Source organism: Virgibacillus dokdonensis (genome assembly GCF_900166595.1).
GTDB classification, from domain to species: domain Bacteria; phylum Bacillota; class Bacilli; order Bacillales; family Amphibacillaceae; genus Virgibacillus; species Virgibacillus dokdonensis.
Map to the genome: position 1 here is coordinate 2,014,227 of NZ_LT745763.1, position 19,552 is coordinate 2,033,778.

The window sequence follows — 19,552 nt, forward strand, 5'->3', positions numbered from 1 at the left end:
TAAATGAACACCTATAAATTAACGCTTATTGCGTTACTAGCGGCACTTGCAGTTGTTGGAAGGTATTGGTTTGCTTTTTTACCAAATGTGCAACCAGTTACGGCAATAATTATTATTACAGGGGTAATCTTAGGGTCGGGGAGCGCATTATTGTTAACAGTTATTGTTGTCTTTGTATCCAATATGCTACTTGGCATGGGAATATGGGCGGTTTGGCAAGCCATCTCATGGGGAGTGATAGGCATTATCAGTGGTTGGATAGGTAAATTTTTTTCACGACCACCGTTTTTGCTGTTGTTAATCTTTACTGTTTTTAGCGGTTATTTTTATGGCTTTATTATCTCGCTGACTACATATCAAATGACTGGTGCATTTTGGCCATATTACATAAGTGGATTACCATTTGATACAAATCATGCTATTGGCAACGCTGTTTTTTTAGTGCTCTTTTATCCTCTTATCGCATATTTAATGGAAAAATATGCGTTACACCGTTTTACAGTAAAAGATACTGACTGGAATCGAGTAGAGGGAAAAGTTAAGTAACTTTACGCCCCTCTCACACCACCGTACGTACCGTTCGGTATACGGCGGTTCAATAGTTTGAGTGTACGAACTGGTATTGTAGAGCGATGTCTTTATATCCTCTCGATGCCAGTTCTTTATCTGTTAATGAACGATGGAGTACATAACTACTGGATATAACCCAGTAGCCCTTTCTTGTATTCGACCATTCATAAGCTTTATGTTTATCGATACCTAAGCGAATTAGATTTTTCCTTTTTGTGCGTGGGTTTTTCCACTGCTTCCAGAGATATTGTCTAATTCTTCGCTTCAACCATCCATTGAGATTCTTTATAAATCCTTTCATTTCCCCTATGCCATAGTAGTTTATCCAACCTGTCATAAGTTGTTGGATTTCTTTAAGAATCACTTCGAGATGTCGTCCACGATTGCGTTTGGTGATCCGCTTGAGTTTCCTTTTGACGGTCACTTTCGCTTTATTATGCGGACGAATTTTGACACCCTTCTTCGTAGCTAATAAGCAGAAGCCAAGAAACTTACGTTTCAAAGGACTTCCAACCGCACTCTTTTCTCGGTTAACAGTTAAACTCAGATCCTTCTCAAGAAAGTTCGTTATATTATCCATTACCCGATATCCTGCTCTCCTGCTTTTCACATAGATATTACAGTCGTCCGCATAGCGGACGAATCTGTGACCACGCTTTTCTAATCGTTGGTCTAATTCATTCAGATAAATATTACTGAGTAACGGCGATAAGTTTCCACCTTGCGGCGTTCCTTCTTCCGATTTCTCAAAGATACCGTTTATCATAATTCCACTCAATAAATACTGTCTTACCAAGCGAAGCACGCGCTTATCATCTATCTGTTTTTCCACGAAATACATCAGTTTGTCATGATTTACCGTATCGAAGTAGGATTTCATATCCAAATCCACCACATATTTGTACCCTTGTTCGTAGTATGACTTTGCCCGTATGATGGCTTGATGTGCACTACGTTTTGGACGAAACCCAAAACTATTATCGGAGAACTTTGGTTCAAATATTGGTTGGAGCACTTGGTTAATCGCTTGTTGAAGCATCCGGTCGATGACTGTCGGAATCCCCAGTTTTCTCTTTCCACCGTCTGGTTTCGGGATTTCAACCCGCAGGACGGGTTGCGGTTTGTATTTTTCTTGATATAACTGGAGTAATAGTTCCTCTTTATGTTCCTTCAAGTATGGAAGTAGTTGGTCGCACGTCATACCGTCTACACCGGCTGCCCCCTTATTTCTGACGACTTGAAGGTAAGCTTGATTGAGATTGTTCCTTGACAGGATTCTTTCAAACAGATTGGATACACCATTTTGATTGTTCTTTTCACCATGTAAGCCACTATGCGCTTCGACATACCCTTCATGTTCCACACTATCTCTCTGCCGATAGCCAGATTCTCCTGTTTTCTGCAGTTGTCGCACCTTACACACCTCCTAGAGCTTTCAAAACGACTATTGTTCGGTCCTTCATGTTTCGTCAAGTAACATTACTATGACCTCTGCTGACTTCTTGTGATTCACCAAGACGTCATCGTCTTGGTTGTGCTGGTTTGTTATCATTCAACTCCCACTGCACCCTCACAAGACCTCCCCCGGTAAGAGCGAAAACTTTCCTCCCATGTAACTGCTAGATTTACTGTATAGGTTTCGGGCAGTATTGGACTTCAGTTTGTTAGGCAACCTTATCCGACCTAATTCAGCCTTCTATCTAGTTTCTGTTCGTCAGTTCAGGAGTTTGCGTCCGACTTCCTTCAGCCACTACCTCGCGATAGCCACCTTGTCTTTCGCTAACAGTTCCTACTGCCATGCCTGTAGTGGACTTTCACCACCAAGTTTTCGCCCATGCAGGGCGCACATAATAACTTGTAGAGAATCTTTTGATTTTCTACAAGTTTTTTTATGCTATAGGAATGTATAAAAAACTTAACGTTGATAGCATAAGTAATCACTAAAATGGCTGTTTAGAAACTTTCACAGAACCTGTGGGGCACTCTTCGTATGCATCAAACATTGCATCAACTAGATCATCTTCAACAGGTGTAACTCCTAGATTGTTATCTTTTAAAAAATAAGCAATACAATCATCGTCATAATCATATAAATCTGGTGCTGAAATACCACAAGCTCCACAGGCAATACATGTTTCTCTATCAACTTTGGTATAATAACACATTTTTCAAGTCTCCTTTAAGAGCATAGTAGTACATTCTTAGAATATTCATGTAACTTATAAATCCACCTATATAAGTTTATACTTAAAAAAATGAAAATTCAATGCTGTAATGTGCTTCAAATGCTATAATATAATAAATAGTTTTTGCATTAGTTACTATGTGTTCTAGCTGAACGTAATAATATAAATTTCACAGTTTATATCTTAGCTTGAAATTAAAAACTAAAGAGTAGATGGGGCTGAGAACGATTGATATTGAAAGGGATTATGCTAAGTAGTATCCATAGATTAAAAGGAGAACGATCCACATCAGCAACTTACTATATTATAGCAGGTAGAAAATCGATTCAAACGGTACAAGATATACATATGTATGGGTTAAAGCAATTTTATTCAATATATCCAAAGCTCATAAAATCTTATTTTGATAAAGTAATTTATGAGTTGAAAAAAGAACAATTGATTCAAATTACAGATGGTAATGAAGAAACTTATATACTTTCGTCTATAGGGCTTCAGTGGTTAGAAGATCATAAATTAATATTACCCCTTTCTTATTACTCTGGGATGCAAAATGGAGAAAGTAGTCGTGTATTTTGGCCACGATTAAAATTACTGATTCAAACAATTACGAACGTACATAAAAATGAATTTCATTTTATACCAGTTGTCGAAGATAAAGCAATTGAAGCTTGGGTAAAGCTTTATTATCAACGAATTAAGCTTGACACTTCGTCGTTTTTACAACAATTATACGAAGAATTACTGCAGGTTTTACAAAATCTTCCTACTTATATGGCAGAAATTTTTGTAGATCGACTCACAAGCTTTAAAAATTATGGAAAAAGCGTTCATCAGCTAGCTAGTAGTCATCATTTAACTACAATCGATTTAGAATTAACTTTAACAGCAGCTATGCACCGAATCCTTGATATCATTCAGTCATATAAACAAACTTACTCATTATTGAATGATATCATACAAACAACGGAACCTCGTCGTTTGTCAAATACAGCTATAACTACCTATCAACATTTGCGTGGAGGTTTTTCCATTGAGGAGATTGCCAAGAGGAGAAAATTAAGGATGAATACGATCTATGACCACGTAGTAGAAATTGCACTGCATGATTCTGCGTTCCCAATAGATAATTATGTATCAAAGTGTGATCAAGAAATTATCATTCGGGCATATAACGAAGTGGAGGTCTACAAACTTAAGCTAATAAAGCAAAAAGTACCAGAGCATATTACCTATTTTCAAATTCGTTTAGTTTTAACAATGGTAACCAACACGCAGAAGGTAGGTGATTAGAGTGGAGCAGCCTGTAGATTATTTGGAACAAAATTTAAACCAATTTTTTGGTTATACGTCCTTTCGTCGTGGACAACGAGAAATAATAGAAGATGTTATAGCAGGAAAAAATGTAATTGGTGTGTTGCCAACTGGATCAGGAAAATCAATCTGTTATCAATTGCCTGCAATGTTGCAAGATGGGATAACTATTGTTGTATCACCACTTATTTCATTAATGATGGATCAAGTAAAGCAATTAAAAGCAAAGCATTGGAAGCAAGTAGCAGCAATAAACAGTTTTATGGATCGAAAAGAACGAGAACAAGTATTACAAACATTACATACGTATCGTTTAATTTATGTATCCCCAGAGCTTCTACAACAGGAAATGTTACAAAATAAATTAAAAACATTGAAAGTAAGCTTGTTTGTTATTGATGAAGCTCATTGTATCTCACAGTGGGGACATGAATTCAGGCCTGATTATATGCGTTTACAGCACATTATTACATACTGTAACTATCCACCTATACTAGCGCTCAGTGCTACAGCAACAGCTAAAGTACAAACTGATATTATTCAGTCGTTAGGAAATTCACCTTTTAAAAAACATGTTTATCCCATAGATCGGAGCAATATTGCCCTTTGCATTCAAAAAGTAGACGATGAACATGATAAAATGACAGTATTAACGGCTATTTTCAAGAAATACCATGTACCTGCTTTAATTTATTTCTCAAGCCGTCAAAAAGCGGAAGAAATAGCTGTATTGTTGGCTGAAAGAATTAACCGGCGTGTTGCAGTGTATCATGGGGGAATGGAGCAATATGACCGTATTTCTATTCAGCAACAGTTTATGAACGATCAAATTGACGTGGTTTGTTGTACGAGTGCTTTCGGTATGGGTATTAATAAGGCAGACATCCGGTTAATTATCCATTATCACTTAACAACACAATTGGAAAGTTATATTCAGGAGATTGGTAGAGCAGGAAGAGATGGGAAAGCAAGTGTGAGTGTTTTGCTTTACTGCAGGAAAGATATACATCTACCTAAGTTTATTATTCGTCGCGAACTTCCAGAAATAGATGAATTGGACGCCGTTTTCCAAAAGTTAAAGCAATGGCATGACCAAAAAAACCATTTGCCTTTACAGGAAGAAGAATTATCTGAGCAGCTAGGTATCTCTAGTCAACAGTGGCGATTGATACGTTATCAATTGGAAAGGTATGCAATTATAAGGCAAAGCAATATTTACTTTCATATCGACACTTGGAATAAAGCTTATCAATATATTAGCAACTATATTGAAAAAAGAAACAAAGCAAAAAAATCAAGGTTGAATCAAGTACTAAATTGGATTCACCAAACCGAATGTTTGAGAAAACATTTATATAAAGAATTTACGCCATCATTATTATCTCCTGCTACTGATCAATGTTGTAGTAATTGTGGTTTTTTGTGGGAAAACTGGGATCCTGTACAAAAGAAAACACCGTTTTGTATGAACTATTCCTGGCAGGAAAAACTAAAGCAAAAATTACTCATTGGGGATACTTATGAAACAAATTGATTATATTAAACGAATGGATAGTGCTGAGTTGCGGAAGCAAATGATTATTTCACAATCGATTCTAATCTTATTTAGCGTTGGCGGGAGTCTTTTGTTCTTTGAATCCTTTTTCGTTTGCTGGAAGGAAATGTTTTTTTGGAATACAGAAGAAATAATTTATTATGGAATTTTGCCAGGTTTTATCATTGTAACGATTGATTTGTTCTTAACGTACACGTTACCCGCTAAATATTACGATGATGGTGGAATAAATGAAAAATTGTTTGCTAACCAGCCTGTTTGGTTTATTGTTACTATTTCCATTTTAGTTGCTCTGTCTGAAGAGATGTTGTTTCGAGGCGTTATTCAGACTACTTTTGGTTATTGGGTGGCAAGTATTCTATTTGCACTTGTACATTTTCGCTATTTAAGAAAGCCTGTATTACTTGTATCCGTGTTGCTTGTTAGTTTTTATTTGGGATATTTATTCCGTATAACGGACAACTTAGTAGTTACAATTACAGCGCATTTTATCGTTGATGTTTTATTAGGCTTTTTCATTCGATTTAAAAGAGAGGTGTGGGTGCGATGAACACAGAACACAACCCAACAAGAGATCAAGCAAAACAATTACGACGCAAAGTTCAAGAAATAAATGAAGCGGAAAGTAATACTATGGAACAAGTACCAGATTCCATACAGGAGATGGATACAGATATTTTGAATTTACCACCAAGGAAAGAGATTCATCAGCAAAAAAAGCAAACTACCCGATTAAAAATAAGTAATCCTACGCAAAGATTCTTATTCATTGTTTTTTTTATCCTACTTATCATCGTTGGTGCTTATTTTATTATAGGCGATAAGTTGTTTACTACCATTTCAATTTATAGCTTTTATTTCGAAGGTGCTATAAAAAGTTATCTTATACCTCATTTATATTTGTAATTTAAATGTAATTGAAATTGTTCAACAATTGTATTTGTAGCATATAGTATAATAAGAAAATCAGTAAATACCCACTTAAACTTTTAATTCGTTCCATCTTTTTATGCTGTCCTGTCACGGAACGCACAATTCTTTTACCATGGAGAGATGTTTTTACGAATAAATGATTTATTTAATGATAGATGTTTAAAGGAGGTTACAATATGCGAATTGAGAGAGTGTCTAATAACCAATTTACAATCTTTTTGACATTTGATGATTTAATTGAAAGAGGCTTTACAAAAGATGACTTATGGTATGATGGTTCAAATGTTCGGAAATTGTTTAGCGATATGATGTATGAAGCCAGTTCTGAATTAGGCTTTGAACTAGAAGGGGCACTGCTTGTACAAGTGCATTTAATGCAAGCGCAAGGTATGCATGTTATTGTAACGCAAAAATTAGAAGATGTGGACTTTGATGATGAATTTGTGGAAATGAAGGTCACTCTTGATGAAAATAAAAAACTGTTGTTTTCTTTTTGTGATTTGGAAGCTGTTATTGGTGTTGCGTCTTCTTTAGCTTCGATGAATATTACTGGCGGAAAAATATATTACATGGACCCTTATTATTATATGTTGTTAAATGATACGGAGTTAAATGGTGCGAATCGAGAAGATGTCATAGCTGTTTTATCTGAATTTGCTAATCCAAGCATTGTTACTACTTATCGTTTACAAGAATACGGAAAATTGATATTCGCTACCGATGCAGTAAAACAAATTCGTGCTCTATTTGCATAAATCGATATTTTTACCTAAAAAAAGATTATGGACTAGCACCTTGTATAATAAAATGTTACGATATCTATTGGGATAAATCTTGTATTCAGACTAAAGCATATATTTTTTAAAGTTAATGTAATAGGAGAAGCAGAAATTGCGAGTAATTATATTGCATATTTACAACGAAAGTGTATACTAATGTCTGAGTACAGCTATTAGCGCATGTTCACTAAAGCGGAAAAAGGACCATTTGTTTATGGAAAACTTTTTGGTAGGGGTTATAGTAAAAAATTCAAAAGAACAGTAAAGATTTGTTCTACAGTATCTAACTTCAACATGTTTAATCATTTGCTTGCCATACGGAGAAAAGTTCCATTGTTCTTTTCCATAAGCTTTTGAACATCCTCTGTCAATAAATTATTTAGAGATATACTAGGAGGTAAATTCATGGTAGCCGATAACGCAGCAGATTCTACCAAAGAAGTAAATGAAAAAATGGATGTATTAAGTTCAACACGAGCTGTTGTAAAAACTGCATTGGAGAAACTGGGTTACCCTGAGGAAGTCTTTGAACTATTCAAAGACCCTGTTCGGATGATGACAGTCCGTATTCCAGTGCGCATGGATGATGGATCCATTAAAGTATTTACTGGGTACCGCGCTCAACACAATGATGCTGTTGGTCCGACAAAGGGCGGTGTAAGATTCCATCCAGATGTCACTGAAAAAGAAGTGAAAGCATTATCTATTTGGATGAGTTTAAAGGCGGGCATTGTCAACCTACCTTATGGTGGGGGAAAAGGTGGTATTATTTGTGATCCTCGTGAAATGTCATTTCGGGAGTTAGAAGGACTTAGTAGAGGGTATGTACGTGCAATTAGTCAAATTGTAGGGCCAACAAAAGATATACCCGCACCAGACGTTTTTACTAATTCACAGATTATGGCTTGGATGATGGATGAGTATAGCCGCATTGACGAATTCAACAGTCCAGGTTTTATTACTGGTAAGCCAATAGTTCTTGGTGGATCACATGGAAGAGAATCTGCAACTGCAAAGGGTGTAACAATTTGCATTAATGAAGCTGCTAAAAAGAAAGGGCTTGATGTAAAGGGAGCGAGAGTAATCGTTCAAGGGTTTGGAAATGCAGGAAGTTTCCTATCAAAGTTTTTGCACGATGCAGGAGCTAAGGTAGTAGGTATTTCCGATGCTTACGGCGGTCTTTACGATTCAGAAGGACTAGATATTGATTATTTATTAGATCGCAGGGATAGCTTTGGAACCGTCACCAAACTTTTTAACAATACGATTACAAACAAGGAATTGTTAGAAATGGATTGTGATATTCTTGTACCTGCAGCGGTTGAGAATCAAATCACAGACGAAAACGCTTACAAGATTAAGGCTAGTATTGTAGTTGAAGCTGCTAATGGACCGACTACAATGGAAGCAACCAAAATTCTAACAGAACGTGGCATCTTGTTAGTACCAGATGTGCTAGCTTCTGCTGGAGGAGTCACCGTATCTTATTTTGAATGGGTGCAAAATAATCAAGGCTATTATTGGTCAGAAGAAGAAATAGATGTTAAGCTTCATGAAACAATGATTAAAGCATTCAATTCAATCTATAACACTGCTGAAACGAGACGTGTGGATATGCGTTTGGCTGCTTATATGATTGGAGTTCGAAAGATGGCTGAAGCGTCCAGATTCCGCGGTTGGGTTTAAATCGCAGTACGATGTTAGGCATAACAAATGACGAAAAAACTCTTATCTTGTATAGTTGGATAAGAGTTTTTTCTCTATAAACTTATAATATTGTGTTCAGACAGGGGGGATTTCCTGTGGTGAGGGGATTTTTGATAGTTCATTTTTAATCTACTTTTGTTAACCATTATTACAACATTTCAATACATAAAAATAAGTATAATTGCAAAATAGAAAGAAGGGTTTTATGCTATGCAACAAGAAAAAGTGATTGTCATTGGTGGAGGACCATGCGGAATGTCTGCCGCAATTGAATTGCAAAATCTAGGTATACAACCATTAATTATCGAAAAGGGAAATATTGTAGATGCTATTTATCATTACCCTACACATCAAACATTCTTTAGTTCAAGTGATAGATTGGAAATTGGGGACGTTGCTTTCATTACAGAAGAGCATAAACCAGTACGTAATCAAGCACTTTCTTATTATCGTGCTGTAGCACAACGTAAACAGTTGAGAATTCATACATTTGAGCAAGTAACAAAAGTGGAACGAATGGATGATGATTTCCGTGTTGTTACGACAAAACAAGCATATAAAGCAAAGCAAGTAGTGATAGCTACTGGTTATTATGGACAGCCAAATATGATGGGTATACCTGGCGAGGAACTTCCTAAAGTATCACATTATTTCAAAGAAGCTCACCCATACTTTCGTAAAAATGTAGCGGTTATTGGTGGAAAAAACTCAGCTGTAGATGCAGCAATGGAGCTTCACAAAGCTGGTGCGCATGTTACGGTACTCTATCGCGGGAGTAAATATTCAGATAGTATAAAGCCGTGGATACTACCTGAGTTTGATTCGCTTGTAAGAAAAGAAAAAGTAAATATGATTTTTAATGCACATATATGTGAAATCACTCATAATTCATTAATTTACGAAGTCAATCAACAAGCATATCGTTTGTCAAATGACTTTGTATTTGCAATGACAGGCTATCATCCTGATTTTTCATTACTTACTTCCACAGGTATAGAAGTGAATGATACGACAGGTGTGCCCAACTATGATGAAATAACATATGAAACAAATATATCTGGCGTTTACATTGCTGGAGTGGTAGCTGCTGGATTTAATAATAACAAAATTTTTATTGAAAATGGGCGTTTTCATGGAGAAGCAATTGCTCAGTCTATTTCATCAAAATTAAACTAACGCAATTGTTCACTCTGTTTTCATTCATTTTTAATACTGCTCTTAAAGGTCATTTTCTAAGCATTCACTTTAGCTCGTTCTTCCGTTCTGTGTAAACATTTCACCCGAAAAGTTATATGTTTTCTTGTAAGAAATAAGATGAAAATGCTACTATTAGATTAATTAGAATATGCTAGATTGTAGGTGTAAATCATTGAAAAATAAAAAGGTGATACTAATTGCTACTGGAGGCACCATCGCAAGCGAAAAAAAGGAAGATACTGGGCTGTTGCAATCTGGTGTCATCTCAGGTGAAGAGATTGTTCAGTACTGTGATATACCTAAACATATTGACTTACAAGTCGAATCCATGCTACAAAAAGCCAGCATGCATCTTTCGTTTGACGATTTATTAGCTATAAAAGAACGAATAGATCTGCATTTAGCGAATGATCAAGTTTCAGGTGTTGTTATTACCCAAGGAACAGATACATTAGAAGAAACTTCTTATTTTATGAACTTAATTACAAATCATGAAAAGCCTATTGTGTTTACAGGTTCACAGCGATCACCGAGAGCAGTTGGAACAGATGCTTTTATTAATATTAAACATGCTGTTTTAACTGCGTCTAGTAAGGATTTATACAATGTTGGTGTTGTTGTCGTATTTAATGAAAGAATATTTCATTCTCGTTATGTAAAAAAAGAGCATGCTTCCAATGTACAGGGGTTTAATTCGTTTGGTTTTGGATACTTAGGAATTATAGATAACGAATCTGTACATATATTTCAAAAACCGATTGGAAATGAGTACTATAAATTGACAAATATGATACCTGAAGTTGACATTATTAAATGTTATATGCAAGCAGACGACAAATATATCCGAGCAGCTAGAGAAGCTAAGGTAGATGGCATTATTTTAGAAGGTGTTGGTAGAGGGCAAGTATCGCCTGGAATGATGACCGAAATTAAACGTTGTGTTAAATTAGGAATCATTGTAGTTATTACAACTTCTGCAGTTGAAGGTGAAGTATACACCACGTATGATTATAAGGGAAGTACCTTTGATTTAAAACAAGCTGGTGTTATTTTGGGAAGAGATTATGACAGTAAAAAAGCTCGTATAAAATTAATGGTTGGATTAGCTAGTGAACAGAGAGATATAACTGCATTGTTTGCTGTTTAATCCCAAATTAATCATATTCATATCATTTGTGTGAGCACTTATATATTTAGTGGTGTAATTTGTATAGACCGTGCTAGTTTTATTGAAATAGAGCTTACTAATTGAATTTAAATGAATGATATTTGCTCACACATGATATAGGTTTACTAACGGGAAAGGATAGGGGGAGCTATGTTTTCTATATTATCTGCTGGTGTTGCGCCAGCTTTGGCTTTAATGTCATTTTTTTATTTAAAAGACCGTTTCTCTGAACCAATAACTCTAATTGCGAGAAACTTTATTTTTGGAATGTTGTTAGTTTTCCCTATCATGTTTATACAATATGTTTTTCAAGCAGAAGGTATTATTAATCATCCAGTTAGTGAATCGTTTTTGCTTGTTGGGCTCTTAGAGGAATTCTTTAAATGGTTTATTTTCATGTACGCTATTTATCATCATGCTGAATTTGATGCGCATTATGATGGTATTGTATATGCTGTTGCTATAAGTCTTGGTTTTGCAACATTAGAAAATATTTTATACTTATTTACTAACGGAATTAATTATGCCTTTATTCGGGCTTTCTTCCCTGTATCTTCACATGCTTTATTTGGTGTAATTATGGGCTATTACTTTGGAAAAGCTAAAATATATTCTTTACATAAACGCCGCAATATTTTCTTAGCATTTTTTATACCGTATGTACTACACGCCATATATCACTATATTCTTACAATAGTTTCTAGTAATTGGGTTGTTGTTTTAGTACCATTCATGATTTTTTTATGGGTTATCGCATTACATAGAATGAAAATTGCTAATCTGTCACCACATGCTTTACGTAAAACTTGCGAAAAAAAGAAAGAAAACCATGCAATTTAACGATAGATTAAAGTAAACATTGAACCTTTATCCATTAAGTGATAGAGGTTTTTTGTTGTTCATGAATTCTTGCTATCCTTTTATTTAGTTGATTTCCAGATATAAAGTATCAGATGAATAAAATGATTATTATAACGGAAACTAACAGCACAAAACCTTGAATAGCAGGAGGAAGTGTATGATGGAGAAAAAACTGACAATTATATTATGCCTTATCAGTTTTTTATTTCTTGGAATGAATGTAATACAGACGGAAAAAACAGCGCATGCATTTAGTTCTCAAGTAATTCAACATGGCGCTGTTGGTGATGATGTAATTGAATTACAAGCAAGATTACAATATTTAGGTTTTTATAACGGACAGATAGATGGTGTATTTGGATGGGGGACGTATTGGGCATTACGCAATTTCCAATATGAGTTTGGGCTTGGGATAGACGGATTAGCTGGGCAAGATACTAAACAAAAACTTACAAAGGCCAGTGAATATGATGAAAACTATGTAAAGCAACAAATTAATCAAGGCAAAAAATTCACGCATTATGGTGGCGAAAAGAGAAATAAAGAATCTACTAGTAAGAACAAAGGTGAAACAAATAATAATCAAGGGCAGGGCGATCAAGGAAGTAACACTGCTGTCAATGTACCGCAAGGGTACTCACAAAACGACATACAGTTAATGGCAAATGCTGTTCATGGAGAAGCAAGAGGAGAACCTTATGTAGGCCAAGTAGCTGTAGCAGCCGTTATTCTAAATCGGGTAGAGAGTGCTACATTTCCAAATACTGTATCCGGTGTTATTTTTGAACCACGCGCTTTTACCGCTGTTGCAGATGGACAAATTTGGTTAACACCTAATGAGACTGCGAAGGAAGCAGTGTTAGACGCTATTAACGGTTGGGATCCATCTGGAAATGCAATATATTATTTTAATCCAGATACTGCAACATCAGGCTGGATTTGGACAAGACCACAAATTAAAAAAATCGGAAAGCATATATTTGCGAAATAGAAAGGTGTGAAAGGATATGATCCGCTGGATACTAATTGCCGTACTTGCTATAGGCGTTATAGGAACAGGGTTTTGGGGGTATCAGGAGCATCAAGAAAAAAACGCGGTTCTCATTCAAGCTGAAAACACATATCAGCGAGCATTTCATGATTTAACCTACAGAGTTGACGTATTAAACGATAAGATTGGCTCTGCTTTAGCTATGAACTCTAATCAACAATTATCACCGCAACTTGTTGAAATTTGGCGAATTACTTCGGAAGCATTATCTGATGTTGGGCAATTACCACTAGGATTATTACCATTTAATAAGACAGAAGAATTTTTAGCTGATATTGGGGAGTTTACCTACCGTACGGCAGTGCGTGATTTAAAAAAAGAACCATTATCAGCTCAGGAAACAAAAGCTTTAGAAAAGCTATACAAGCAATCGGGTGAAATTAAAGATGAGCTAAGAAAAGTTCAACATACAACACTAGAAAACAACTTACGCTGGATGGACGTGCAGCTTGCTTTAGCTAATGAAGATCAGCAGATGGATAATACGATAATTGATGGTTTTAAAACGGTAGAGAAAAAAGTGGATGGGTTTACTGAAGGAGGCGGTAATGCATCTACATCAAATAAAACAGTACGAGACCACGAATTTAAATTTTTAACAGGCAATCAAATGACAAAAGAGAATGCTCTTACAAAAGCGAGCAATCTTTTAGGCGTAAAAGATAAAGATAAACTTCGAATTACTGAAAGCGGAAAGGGAGCAGAGGTCCCTGTATATAGTATTTCCTATCAAAATGGGGAAGAAAGTGGCTATTTAGATTTATCTCAAAAAGGTGGCCATCCATTTACCCTATTAATTAATAGGCCTATAAAACAAAAGAAGATCAGTTTAAATGCAGCTATGAGGAAAGCAGAAAAATATTTAAAAAAGAACCAATTTGAAGATATGACTGTTTTCCAAAGCGCTCAGTATGGAGATATCGGAGCATTTTCTTTCTTATATAATAAAGCCGGTATCCGCTATTATTCCGATGCGTTAGAGGTCAAAGTAGCATTAGATAATGGAGAAATACTCGGTCTAACAGCTATTGATTACTTTATGAATCATGGTGACAGGGAAAAAGTTGAACCTAAAATCAGTGTAGATGAAGCAAGAGAAATGGTTAATCCAAATGTTGATATTCAAGAAGAATATTTAGCTGTTATTGACAATGATCTTGGTGAAGAAGTGTTAACATATGAATTTTTAGGAACCATGGGAAATGAAACATACCGTATTTTTATCAATGCTATTGATGGACGAGAAGAACAAATAGAAAAATTAAGTGGTTCAGAAGTTAATTATGCTAGAGGTTGACAAAATATGTCTTCCTCTTTTTTTATTTTTCTGCAATAATAGGCATAAAGAACTATGCAAATAGACCGCTATTACGCCTAAATATACAATACGAGGAGTGTTATAATGAAAATAGGAACGATGTTTCAATTAGAAGTCATGCAATCCAAAAAAAAAGGAAGTGATAAGGCAAACCAATACCGGTGTAAATTAATTGATAAAAATGAGCAATATATTTTTATTGATTTTCCTGTAAATATAAAGTCAAAAAAAACAGCTGTCTTTGCAAAAGGAACGGTATTTGAAGTCACTTTTGTTGGAGATGATGAAGTGATTTATAAATTTCGTTCTAAATTAATAACCAAAATAAAAGGTAAGATTCCTTCTTTAGCAATTCAAAAACCTGACAACGTTCATCGTATTCAGCGACGAAATTTTATCCGAGTGGAAACAGCTGTTGATGTTGCGGTACATTCAGACCAAAACCTTTTCCCACCGTTTATTACACTAACCAATGATGTTGGTGCCGGAGGTTTGTCTTTAATCGTACCTAAAAACCAGTCTATTCTTGGGGAAATAGCAGAATTATGGTTAGTTTTACCAATGTCTAAAGGGGCTTTTTTGTACCCAAATATACGTGCCAAGCTTGTGCATCAAGAGAAGGAAAATAACAAAATTACTATAGCCTCTTTTCAATTTTTAACATTAGATACTAAAATGGAGCAATTTTTGATACGATTTTGTTTTGAAAAGCAACGAGAAGCAAGAAAAAAACAGCTATTTGATCAATCTTATGGCATAATAAAAAAATAAGCTTGGAATGGACCATTTTAAAATGAATATGTTATTATTTAGTAGGGCTTGTTCAAAATATGTATAAACAGATAATCTTTTCTAATATACAAGATGATGGATGAATTTAGATTTCTAGTATAAGCATGTGCCGTAAAGGTCTTGGCGATAATTCTTCTTTCTTAAACTAGGAACATTGACATGCTATTATTGGTGCATTTTTTTATTATAATTATTCACATATACTTGGCATAGCCAAGTTTTTTCAGGATAAATGTATTGGAGAGGAATAGGTACCATTTATGAAGAGATTAATAACTATTGCCATTGATGGACCTGCAGCAGCAGGAAAAAGTACTGTAGCAAAAATTGTAGCTGAGAAGCTATCATGTATTTACATTGATACAGGAGCAATGTATCGAGCACTTACTTGGAAAGCGTTGAAGAATTCTGTTAATGTTAATAACGAAGAGGCGCTTATTGAATTATTAGAGAGCACTGATATCATGTTAAAGCAAAATAGCCGTGGGCAACTTGTTTTTGTCGATGAGGAAGACGTAACCTATGATATTCGATCAAATGAAGTAACAAATAACGTATCATATGTTGCAAAACATCCTAAGATTAGAGAAGAAATGGTACGTCGTCAACAAATGCTTGCTAAACATCGAGGAGTTGTAATGGATGGACGTGATATTGGAACGCATGTACTTCCTAATGCAGATATAAAAATATTTTTAATTGCTTCTGTTGAAGAAAGAGCGAAAAGAAGATATGAAGAAAATATTAAAAAAGGAATTCATGCTGACTTGAACGAACTAAAAAAAGAAATAGAACAAAGAGATGAGATCGATTCAAAACGAGAAGCATCGCCGTTAATAAAAGCAAAGGACGCCATTGAAATTGATACAACTTCTTTGTCCATTCAAGAAGTTGCGGAACGCATACTCCTCATAGCGAAAGACATTTAGTAGGAGGAGAATAAAGAATGAACTTGTATCGTATAGCAAAATGGGTTGTCTCTATTATTTTTTATCCACTTTTTCGTATTCAAGTAATCGGGAAAGAAAATGTCCCTAAAACAGGCCCTGTTATCATTTGTTCCAATCATATTTCTAATTATGATCCTCCAGTCGTGGGAATCACTTCTCCAAGAAGTATTTATTTTATGGCTAAAGGGGAGTTGTTTGATAATCCTTTACTAGGGAAATTATTAATAGGTATTCAGGCTTTTCCAGTAAAACGGGGCATGAGTGATCGAAATGCTTTAAGGAAAGGGTTGCAAATTTTAAAAGAAGGCCATACACTAGGGTTATTTCCAGAAGGAACAAGAAGTAGGACTGGAGAATTAAGTAAGCCACTTGCTGGGGCTGGTTTTTTTGCTTTACGCTCCAATGCAACTATTGTTCCTTGTGCCATTATCGGTAATTATAAACCATTTAAACAGTTAAAGGTTATCTATGGAAAACCTATCCCTATGGACGAATGTCGAAAAACAAAAAAAGCAACCGCTCAAGAAACAGCAGATTTGATTATGGAAGAAATTCAAAAATTATTAGATCTTAATAAATAAAACTACATTACTTGACAAATAATTATAATTGTTAGAAGTTATAAAAAAGGAATATTATTTTACTGCATTTATTTTAGATTATTTTTAGTTGGTAGAAAGCTTAAGTAGCTTATTACATAAAAGTTATTTGGGATTTCATAAGATTTTAGGAGGGCTATGGATATGAATGAAGAAGCAAACAATGAACAAATCAATGTAGCTGTAGGAGATACAGTAACCGGAACAGCAGTAAAAGTGGAAGATAAACAAGTACTCGTTGATTTCGGATACAAAACGGAAGGGATTTTACCAATCGGTGAACTTTCCAATCTTCATATTGAAGCTGCTAGTGACGTTGTAAGTGAAGGAGACACATTGACATTAAAAGTAAAGAAAGTCGAAGAAGATGATGTTATCTTATCCAAAAAAGCTGTAGATGCTGAGAAAGCTTGGAAGGATCTTCAAGAGAAGTTTGAAAGTGGAGAAGTTTTTGAGACGCAAGTAAAAGAAGTTGTCAATGGCGGTTTAGTTGTTGACGTCGGACTACGTGGGTTTATCCCAGCTTCTTTAGTAGAGACATATTATGTTGAAGACTTTAATAATTATAAGGATAAAACACTTACAGTTAAAGTAGTTGATCTTGTTCGTGATCAAAATAGAGTTATTCTATCTCATAAAGCTGTTGAAGAAGAAAAATTACAAGAAAAGAAACAGTCATTGCTTAAATCATTAGAACCAGGACAAGTTATCCAAGGCACCGTACAACGTATTACTGACTTTGGGGTCTTTGTGGATATTGGTGGAGTAGACGGTTTAGTTCATATTTCACAATTAGCTCATGAGCATGTGAAACATCCCTCTGATGTTGTACAAGAAGGTGACAGCATAGAAGTAGAAGTTTTGTCTGTAGATCCAGATAGTGAGAGAATCTCTCTATCGAGAAAAAATGCCTTACCTGGTCCTTGGTCTGGAATTGGGACACGTATTTCTCAAGGAGATGTGTTAGATGGAACAGTAAAACGTTTAGTAAACTTTGGTGCTTTTGTCGAAATTGAGCCAGGAGTAGAAGGTTTAGTTCATATTTCACAAATCGCCACACGTCATATTGGTACACCACAGGAAGTTCTTGAACCTGGACAACCGGTGAAAGTAAAAGTACTTGATGTTAATGAAAAAGAAGAACGCATCTCTTTAAGTATTAGAGAATTAGAACAAGAACAAGAAGAAAAAGAATATAGTCAATATGAAAAAGACGATGACCAATCTGGTTTTCATATAAGCGATTTTATTGGTGATAAATTAGATAAATATAAACAATAAATAACAAATGTCTGTAGTAACATATAAACTAGTTAAAAAGACGCTTTCTATCTATGGAAGCGTCTTTTTAATGAGATTACTTAAATTGGTCAATATGTCATTACGCCTGCTTAGAATAAATTTTAACTTCCAATTACTGCAAAAAAAGTTTTCCTCCAAATAAAGTACTCACCTAAAAATCTACGCGCTTTGCCGACCGTTTTTATAGTCCTCATTAGTTTTTTTCTCTGTACTGTTTATATAGTAAAACAATAAATTTGTGACATACTAACCATGTATATCGTTTTAATATTGATCGATTCGGATTTTAGAGATCACTCTCATGGGATGAAAATATAGAGAACTTAATCGCTTATATACGGGAAAACTACTGGAGGAAAGCTAATGAATGAGTATACGATGCCAATTTTATTTGGAGTAATCATTGGAACTTTAGCACGTATTTTAATGTTAAGAACCGATTATAGGCAATATCCTACTTATTTACATGGAAAAGTGATTCACGTGTCTTTAGGTTTTATTGCTGCCTCACTAGGCTCTGTTGCCATTCCAGCCATTATGGAGTTAGAATTTACGGCGGTTACATTTTTGACTGTTGCTGCAACGCAATTTAGGGAAGTAAGAAATATGGAAAGAAACACACTAACGGAAGTTGATAGTTTTGAATTAGTACCAAGGGGAAAGACTTATATTGAGGGTATCGCTATTTCGTTTGAAAGTAGGAATTACTTAGTTATTTTTACTTCCTTTATAACTACATTAACATTTATTATATTTAATGTTTATGTAGCATTATTTGCAGCGATATGCTCTGTTACTGTTTCAATGATTTTAATGAGCGGTAAAACAATGAAAAATATTGTACAAATAGATCATCACCCACTCCATTTCAAGGGTGCTGGTTTATATGTGGACAATATTTATATTATGAATATTGGTTTACCTGAAAGACAGGAAGAAATTTTAAAATACGGTTTAGGCTTTGTTCTCACCCCTAATAATATTAATACCATAACTACAATTGCGAATTTGGGACAACGACAAGCCATCTTGCACGACGTTTCCGTAACTTTAGGCGTATTTAGAGATTCAGGAACTCCAGCACTGACTCCGTTAATTAAGCGGGATTTAGATGATGGACGAATTGGAATATTTATACTACCACAAATAAGAGATGTTAAAAAAGCAAAAAAAGTTATTGGATCTGTCCCCATACTGGAAAGCGCCATACGCATGCCATCTGAATCCGCTTTTACAAGAAAAACTTGACACTTATCGCCCAACTCTTTAT

Annotated in this window: 19 protein-coding genes; 17 read left to right on the forward strand and 2 right to left on the reverse strand. The window is 35.1% G+C overall.

The window, feature by feature from the left end; translation table 11 throughout:
- Positions 1-3 precede the first annotated feature (3 nt).
- A complete protein-coding gene (locus B2C77_RS10975; RefSeq protein ID WP_077703641.1) occupies positions 4-546 on the forward strand; it encodes a DUF6580 family putative transport protein in 543 nt (180 codons plus the stop codon).
- Positions 547-595: 49 nt separating this feature from the next.
- Here B2C77_RS10975 and ltrA read toward each other — a convergent pair whose 3' ends face one another.
- Complete coding sequence (ltrA, locus tag B2C77_RS10980; protein ID WP_077701832.1) at positions 596-1,984, reverse strand: group II intron reverse transcriptase/maturase; 1,389 nt, start codon at positions 1,982-1,984, stop codon at positions 596-598.
- 526 nt (positions 1,985-2,510) lie between these two features.
- Positions 2,511-2,735: a ferredoxin gene (locus B2C77_RS10985; protein WP_077703642.1), complete on the reverse strand. Its 225-nt coding sequence runs from the start codon at positions 2,733-2,735 to the stop codon at positions 2,511-2,513.
- 267 nt (positions 2,736-3,002) lie between these two features.
- Between B2C77_RS10985 and B2C77_RS10990 the strand changes: the two genes are divergently transcribed.
- From B2C77_RS10990 to B2C77_RS11065, 16 genes are all read left to right on the forward strand, one after another.
- Positions 3,003-4,049, forward strand: coding sequence for a YpbB family protein (locus B2C77_RS10990; RefSeq protein ID WP_141130716.1), 1,047 nt, complete (start codon positions 3,003-3,005; stop codon positions 4,047-4,049).
- 1 nt (position 4,050) lies between these two features.
- Positions 4,051-5,604, forward strand: coding sequence for a RecQ family ATP-dependent DNA helicase (locus B2C77_RS10995; protein ID WP_101933900.1), 1,554 nt, complete (start codon positions 4,051-4,053; stop codon positions 5,602-5,604).
- Positions 5,591-6,175 (forward strand): CPBP family intramembrane glutamic endopeptidase, encoded by a 585-nt coding sequence (locus B2C77_RS11000; protein ID WP_077703645.1) that lies wholly within the window; start codon positions 5,591-5,593, stop codon positions 6,173-6,175. The genes B2C77_RS10995 and B2C77_RS11000 overlap by 14 nt, the downstream gene beginning before the upstream one ends.
- Positions 6,172-6,531 carry a hypothetical protein gene (locus B2C77_RS11005; RefSeq protein ID WP_077703646.1) on the forward strand — a complete coding sequence of 120 codons (360 nt, stop codon included), beginning with the start codon at positions 6,172-6,174 and terminating at the stop codon, positions 6,529-6,531. The genes B2C77_RS11000 and B2C77_RS11005 overlap by 4 nt, the downstream gene beginning before the upstream one ends.
- A gap of 203 nt (positions 6,532-6,734) precedes the next feature.
- Entirely contained in the window at positions 6,735-7,313 is a 579-nt protein-coding gene (locus tag B2C77_RS11010) for a genetic competence negative regulator (RefSeq protein ID WP_077703647.1), read from the forward strand.
- 429 nt (positions 7,314-7,742) lie between these two features.
- Complete coding sequence (locus B2C77_RS11015; protein ID WP_077703648.1) at positions 7,743-9,023, forward strand: Glu/Leu/Phe/Val family dehydrogenase; 1,281 nt, start codon at positions 7,743-7,745, stop codon at positions 9,021-9,023.
- 231 nt (positions 9,024-9,254) lie between these two features.
- Positions 9,255-10,220 carry a YpdA family putative bacillithiol disulfide reductase gene (locus B2C77_RS11020; protein ID WP_077703649.1) on the forward strand — a complete coding sequence of 322 codons (966 nt, stop codon included), beginning with the start codon at positions 9,255-9,257 and terminating at the stop codon, positions 10,218-10,220.
- Between the two features lie 193 nt (positions 10,221-10,413).
- Positions 10,414-11,388 carry an asparaginase gene (locus tag B2C77_RS11025; RefSeq protein WP_254843969.1) on the forward strand — a complete coding sequence of 325 codons (975 nt, stop codon included), beginning with the start codon at positions 10,414-10,416 and terminating at the stop codon, positions 11,386-11,388.
- Between the two features lie 171 nt (positions 11,389-11,559).
- The gene (prsW, locus tag B2C77_RS11030) at positions 11,560-12,249 is read left to right on the forward strand and encodes a glutamic-type intramembrane protease PrsW (RefSeq protein ID WP_073004202.1); all 690 of its coding nucleotides are present in this window, start codon (positions 11,560-11,562) and stop codon (positions 12,247-12,249) included.
- Positions 12,250-12,427: 178 nt separating this feature from the next.
- Positions 12,428-13,261, forward strand: coding sequence for a spore cortex-lytic enzyme (gene sleB, locus B2C77_RS11035; RefSeq protein ID WP_101933902.1), 834 nt, complete (start codon positions 12,428-12,430; stop codon positions 13,259-13,261).
- A 16-nt stretch (positions 13,262-13,277) separates the two neighbouring features.
- On the forward strand, positions 13,278-14,618 hold the full coding sequence (ypeB, locus tag B2C77_RS11040) for a germination protein YpeB (RefSeq protein ID WP_077703651.1): 1,341 nt from the start codon (positions 13,278-13,280) through the stop codon (positions 14,616-14,618).
- 120 nt (positions 14,619-14,738) lie between these two features.
- Positions 14,739-15,410, forward strand: coding sequence for a flagellar brake protein (locus tag B2C77_RS11045; protein ID WP_176087318.1), 672 nt, complete (start codon positions 14,739-14,741; stop codon positions 15,408-15,410).
- Between the two features lie 281 nt (positions 15,411-15,691).
- Positions 15,692-16,360, forward strand: coding sequence for a (d)CMP kinase (gene cmk, locus B2C77_RS11050; RefSeq protein WP_077703653.1), 669 nt, complete (start codon positions 15,692-15,694; stop codon positions 16,358-16,360).
- A 17-nt stretch (positions 16,361-16,377) separates the two neighbouring features.
- Complete coding sequence (locus B2C77_RS11055; protein WP_077703654.1) at positions 16,378-16,962, forward strand: lysophospholipid acyltransferase family protein; 585 nt, start codon at positions 16,378-16,380, stop codon at positions 16,960-16,962.
- Positions 16,963-17,124: 162 nt separating this feature from the next.
- The gene (rpsA, locus tag B2C77_RS11060) at positions 17,125-18,261 is read left to right on the forward strand and encodes a 30S ribosomal protein S1 (protein ID WP_077703655.1); all 1,137 of its coding nucleotides are present in this window, start codon (positions 17,125-17,127) and stop codon (positions 18,259-18,261) included.
- A gap of 384 nt (positions 18,262-18,645) precedes the next feature.
- The gene (locus B2C77_RS11065; protein ID WP_077703656.1) at positions 18,646-19,530 is read left to right on the forward strand and encodes a YIEGIA family protein; all 885 of its coding nucleotides are present in this window, start codon (positions 18,646-18,648) and stop codon (positions 19,528-19,530) included.
- Positions 19,531-19,552: the final 22 nt, after the last annotated feature.

Bases quoted from the DNA above. Each gene is read 5' to 3' on its own strand.
- B2C77_RS10975 (WP_077703641.1), top strand. From the start codon at position 4: ATGAACACCTATAAATTAACGCTTATTGCGTTACTAGCGGCACTTGCA.
- B2C77_RS10985 (WP_077703642.1), bottom strand. From the start codon at position 2,735: ATGTGTTATTATACCAAAGTTGATAGAGAAACATGTATTGCCTGTGGA.
- B2C77_RS10990 (WP_141130716.1), top strand. From the start codon at position 3,003: ATGCTAAGTAGTATCCATAGATTAAAAGGAGAACGATCCACATCAGCA.
- B2C77_RS11000 (WP_077703645.1), top strand. From the start codon at position 5,591: ATGAAACAAATTGATTATATTAAACGAATGGATAGTGCTGAGTTGCGG.
- B2C77_RS11005 (WP_077703646.1), top strand. From the start codon at position 6,172: ATGAACACAGAACACAACCCAACAAGAGATCAAGCAAAACAATTACGA.
- B2C77_RS11010 (WP_077703647.1), top strand. From the start codon at position 6,735: ATGCGAATTGAGAGAGTGTCTAATAACCAATTTACAATCTTTTTGACA.
- B2C77_RS11015 (WP_077703648.1), top strand. From the start codon at position 7,743: ATGGTAGCCGATAACGCAGCAGATTCTACCAAAGAAGTAAATGAAAAA.
- B2C77_RS11020 (WP_077703649.1), top strand. From the start codon at position 9,255: ATGCAACAAGAAAAAGTGATTGTCATTGGTGGAGGACCATGCGGAATG.
- prsW (WP_073004202.1), top strand. From the start codon at position 11,560: ATGTTTTCTATATTATCTGCTGGTGTTGCGCCAGCTTTGGCTTTAATG.
- sleB (WP_101933902.1), top strand. From the start codon at position 12,428: ATGATGGAGAAAAAACTGACAATTATATTATGCCTTATCAGTTTTTTA.
- ypeB (WP_077703651.1), top strand. From the start codon at position 13,278: ATGATCCGCTGGATACTAATTGCCGTACTTGCTATAGGCGTTATAGGA.
- B2C77_RS11045 (WP_176087318.1), top strand. From the start codon at position 14,739: ATGTTTCAATTAGAAGTCATGCAATCCAAAAAAAAAGGAAGTGATAAG.
- cmk (WP_077703653.1), top strand. From the start codon at position 15,692: ATGAAGAGATTAATAACTATTGCCATTGATGGACCTGCAGCAGCAGGA.
- B2C77_RS11055 (WP_077703654.1), top strand. From the start codon at position 16,378: ATGAACTTGTATCGTATAGCAAAATGGGTTGTCTCTATTATTTTTTAT.
- rpsA (WP_077703655.1), top strand. From the start codon at position 17,125: ATGAATGAAGAAGCAAACAATGAACAAATCAATGTAGCTGTAGGAGAT.
- B2C77_RS11065 (WP_077703656.1), top strand. From the start codon at position 18,646: ATGAATGAGTATACGATGCCAATTTTATTTGGAGTAATCATTGGAACT.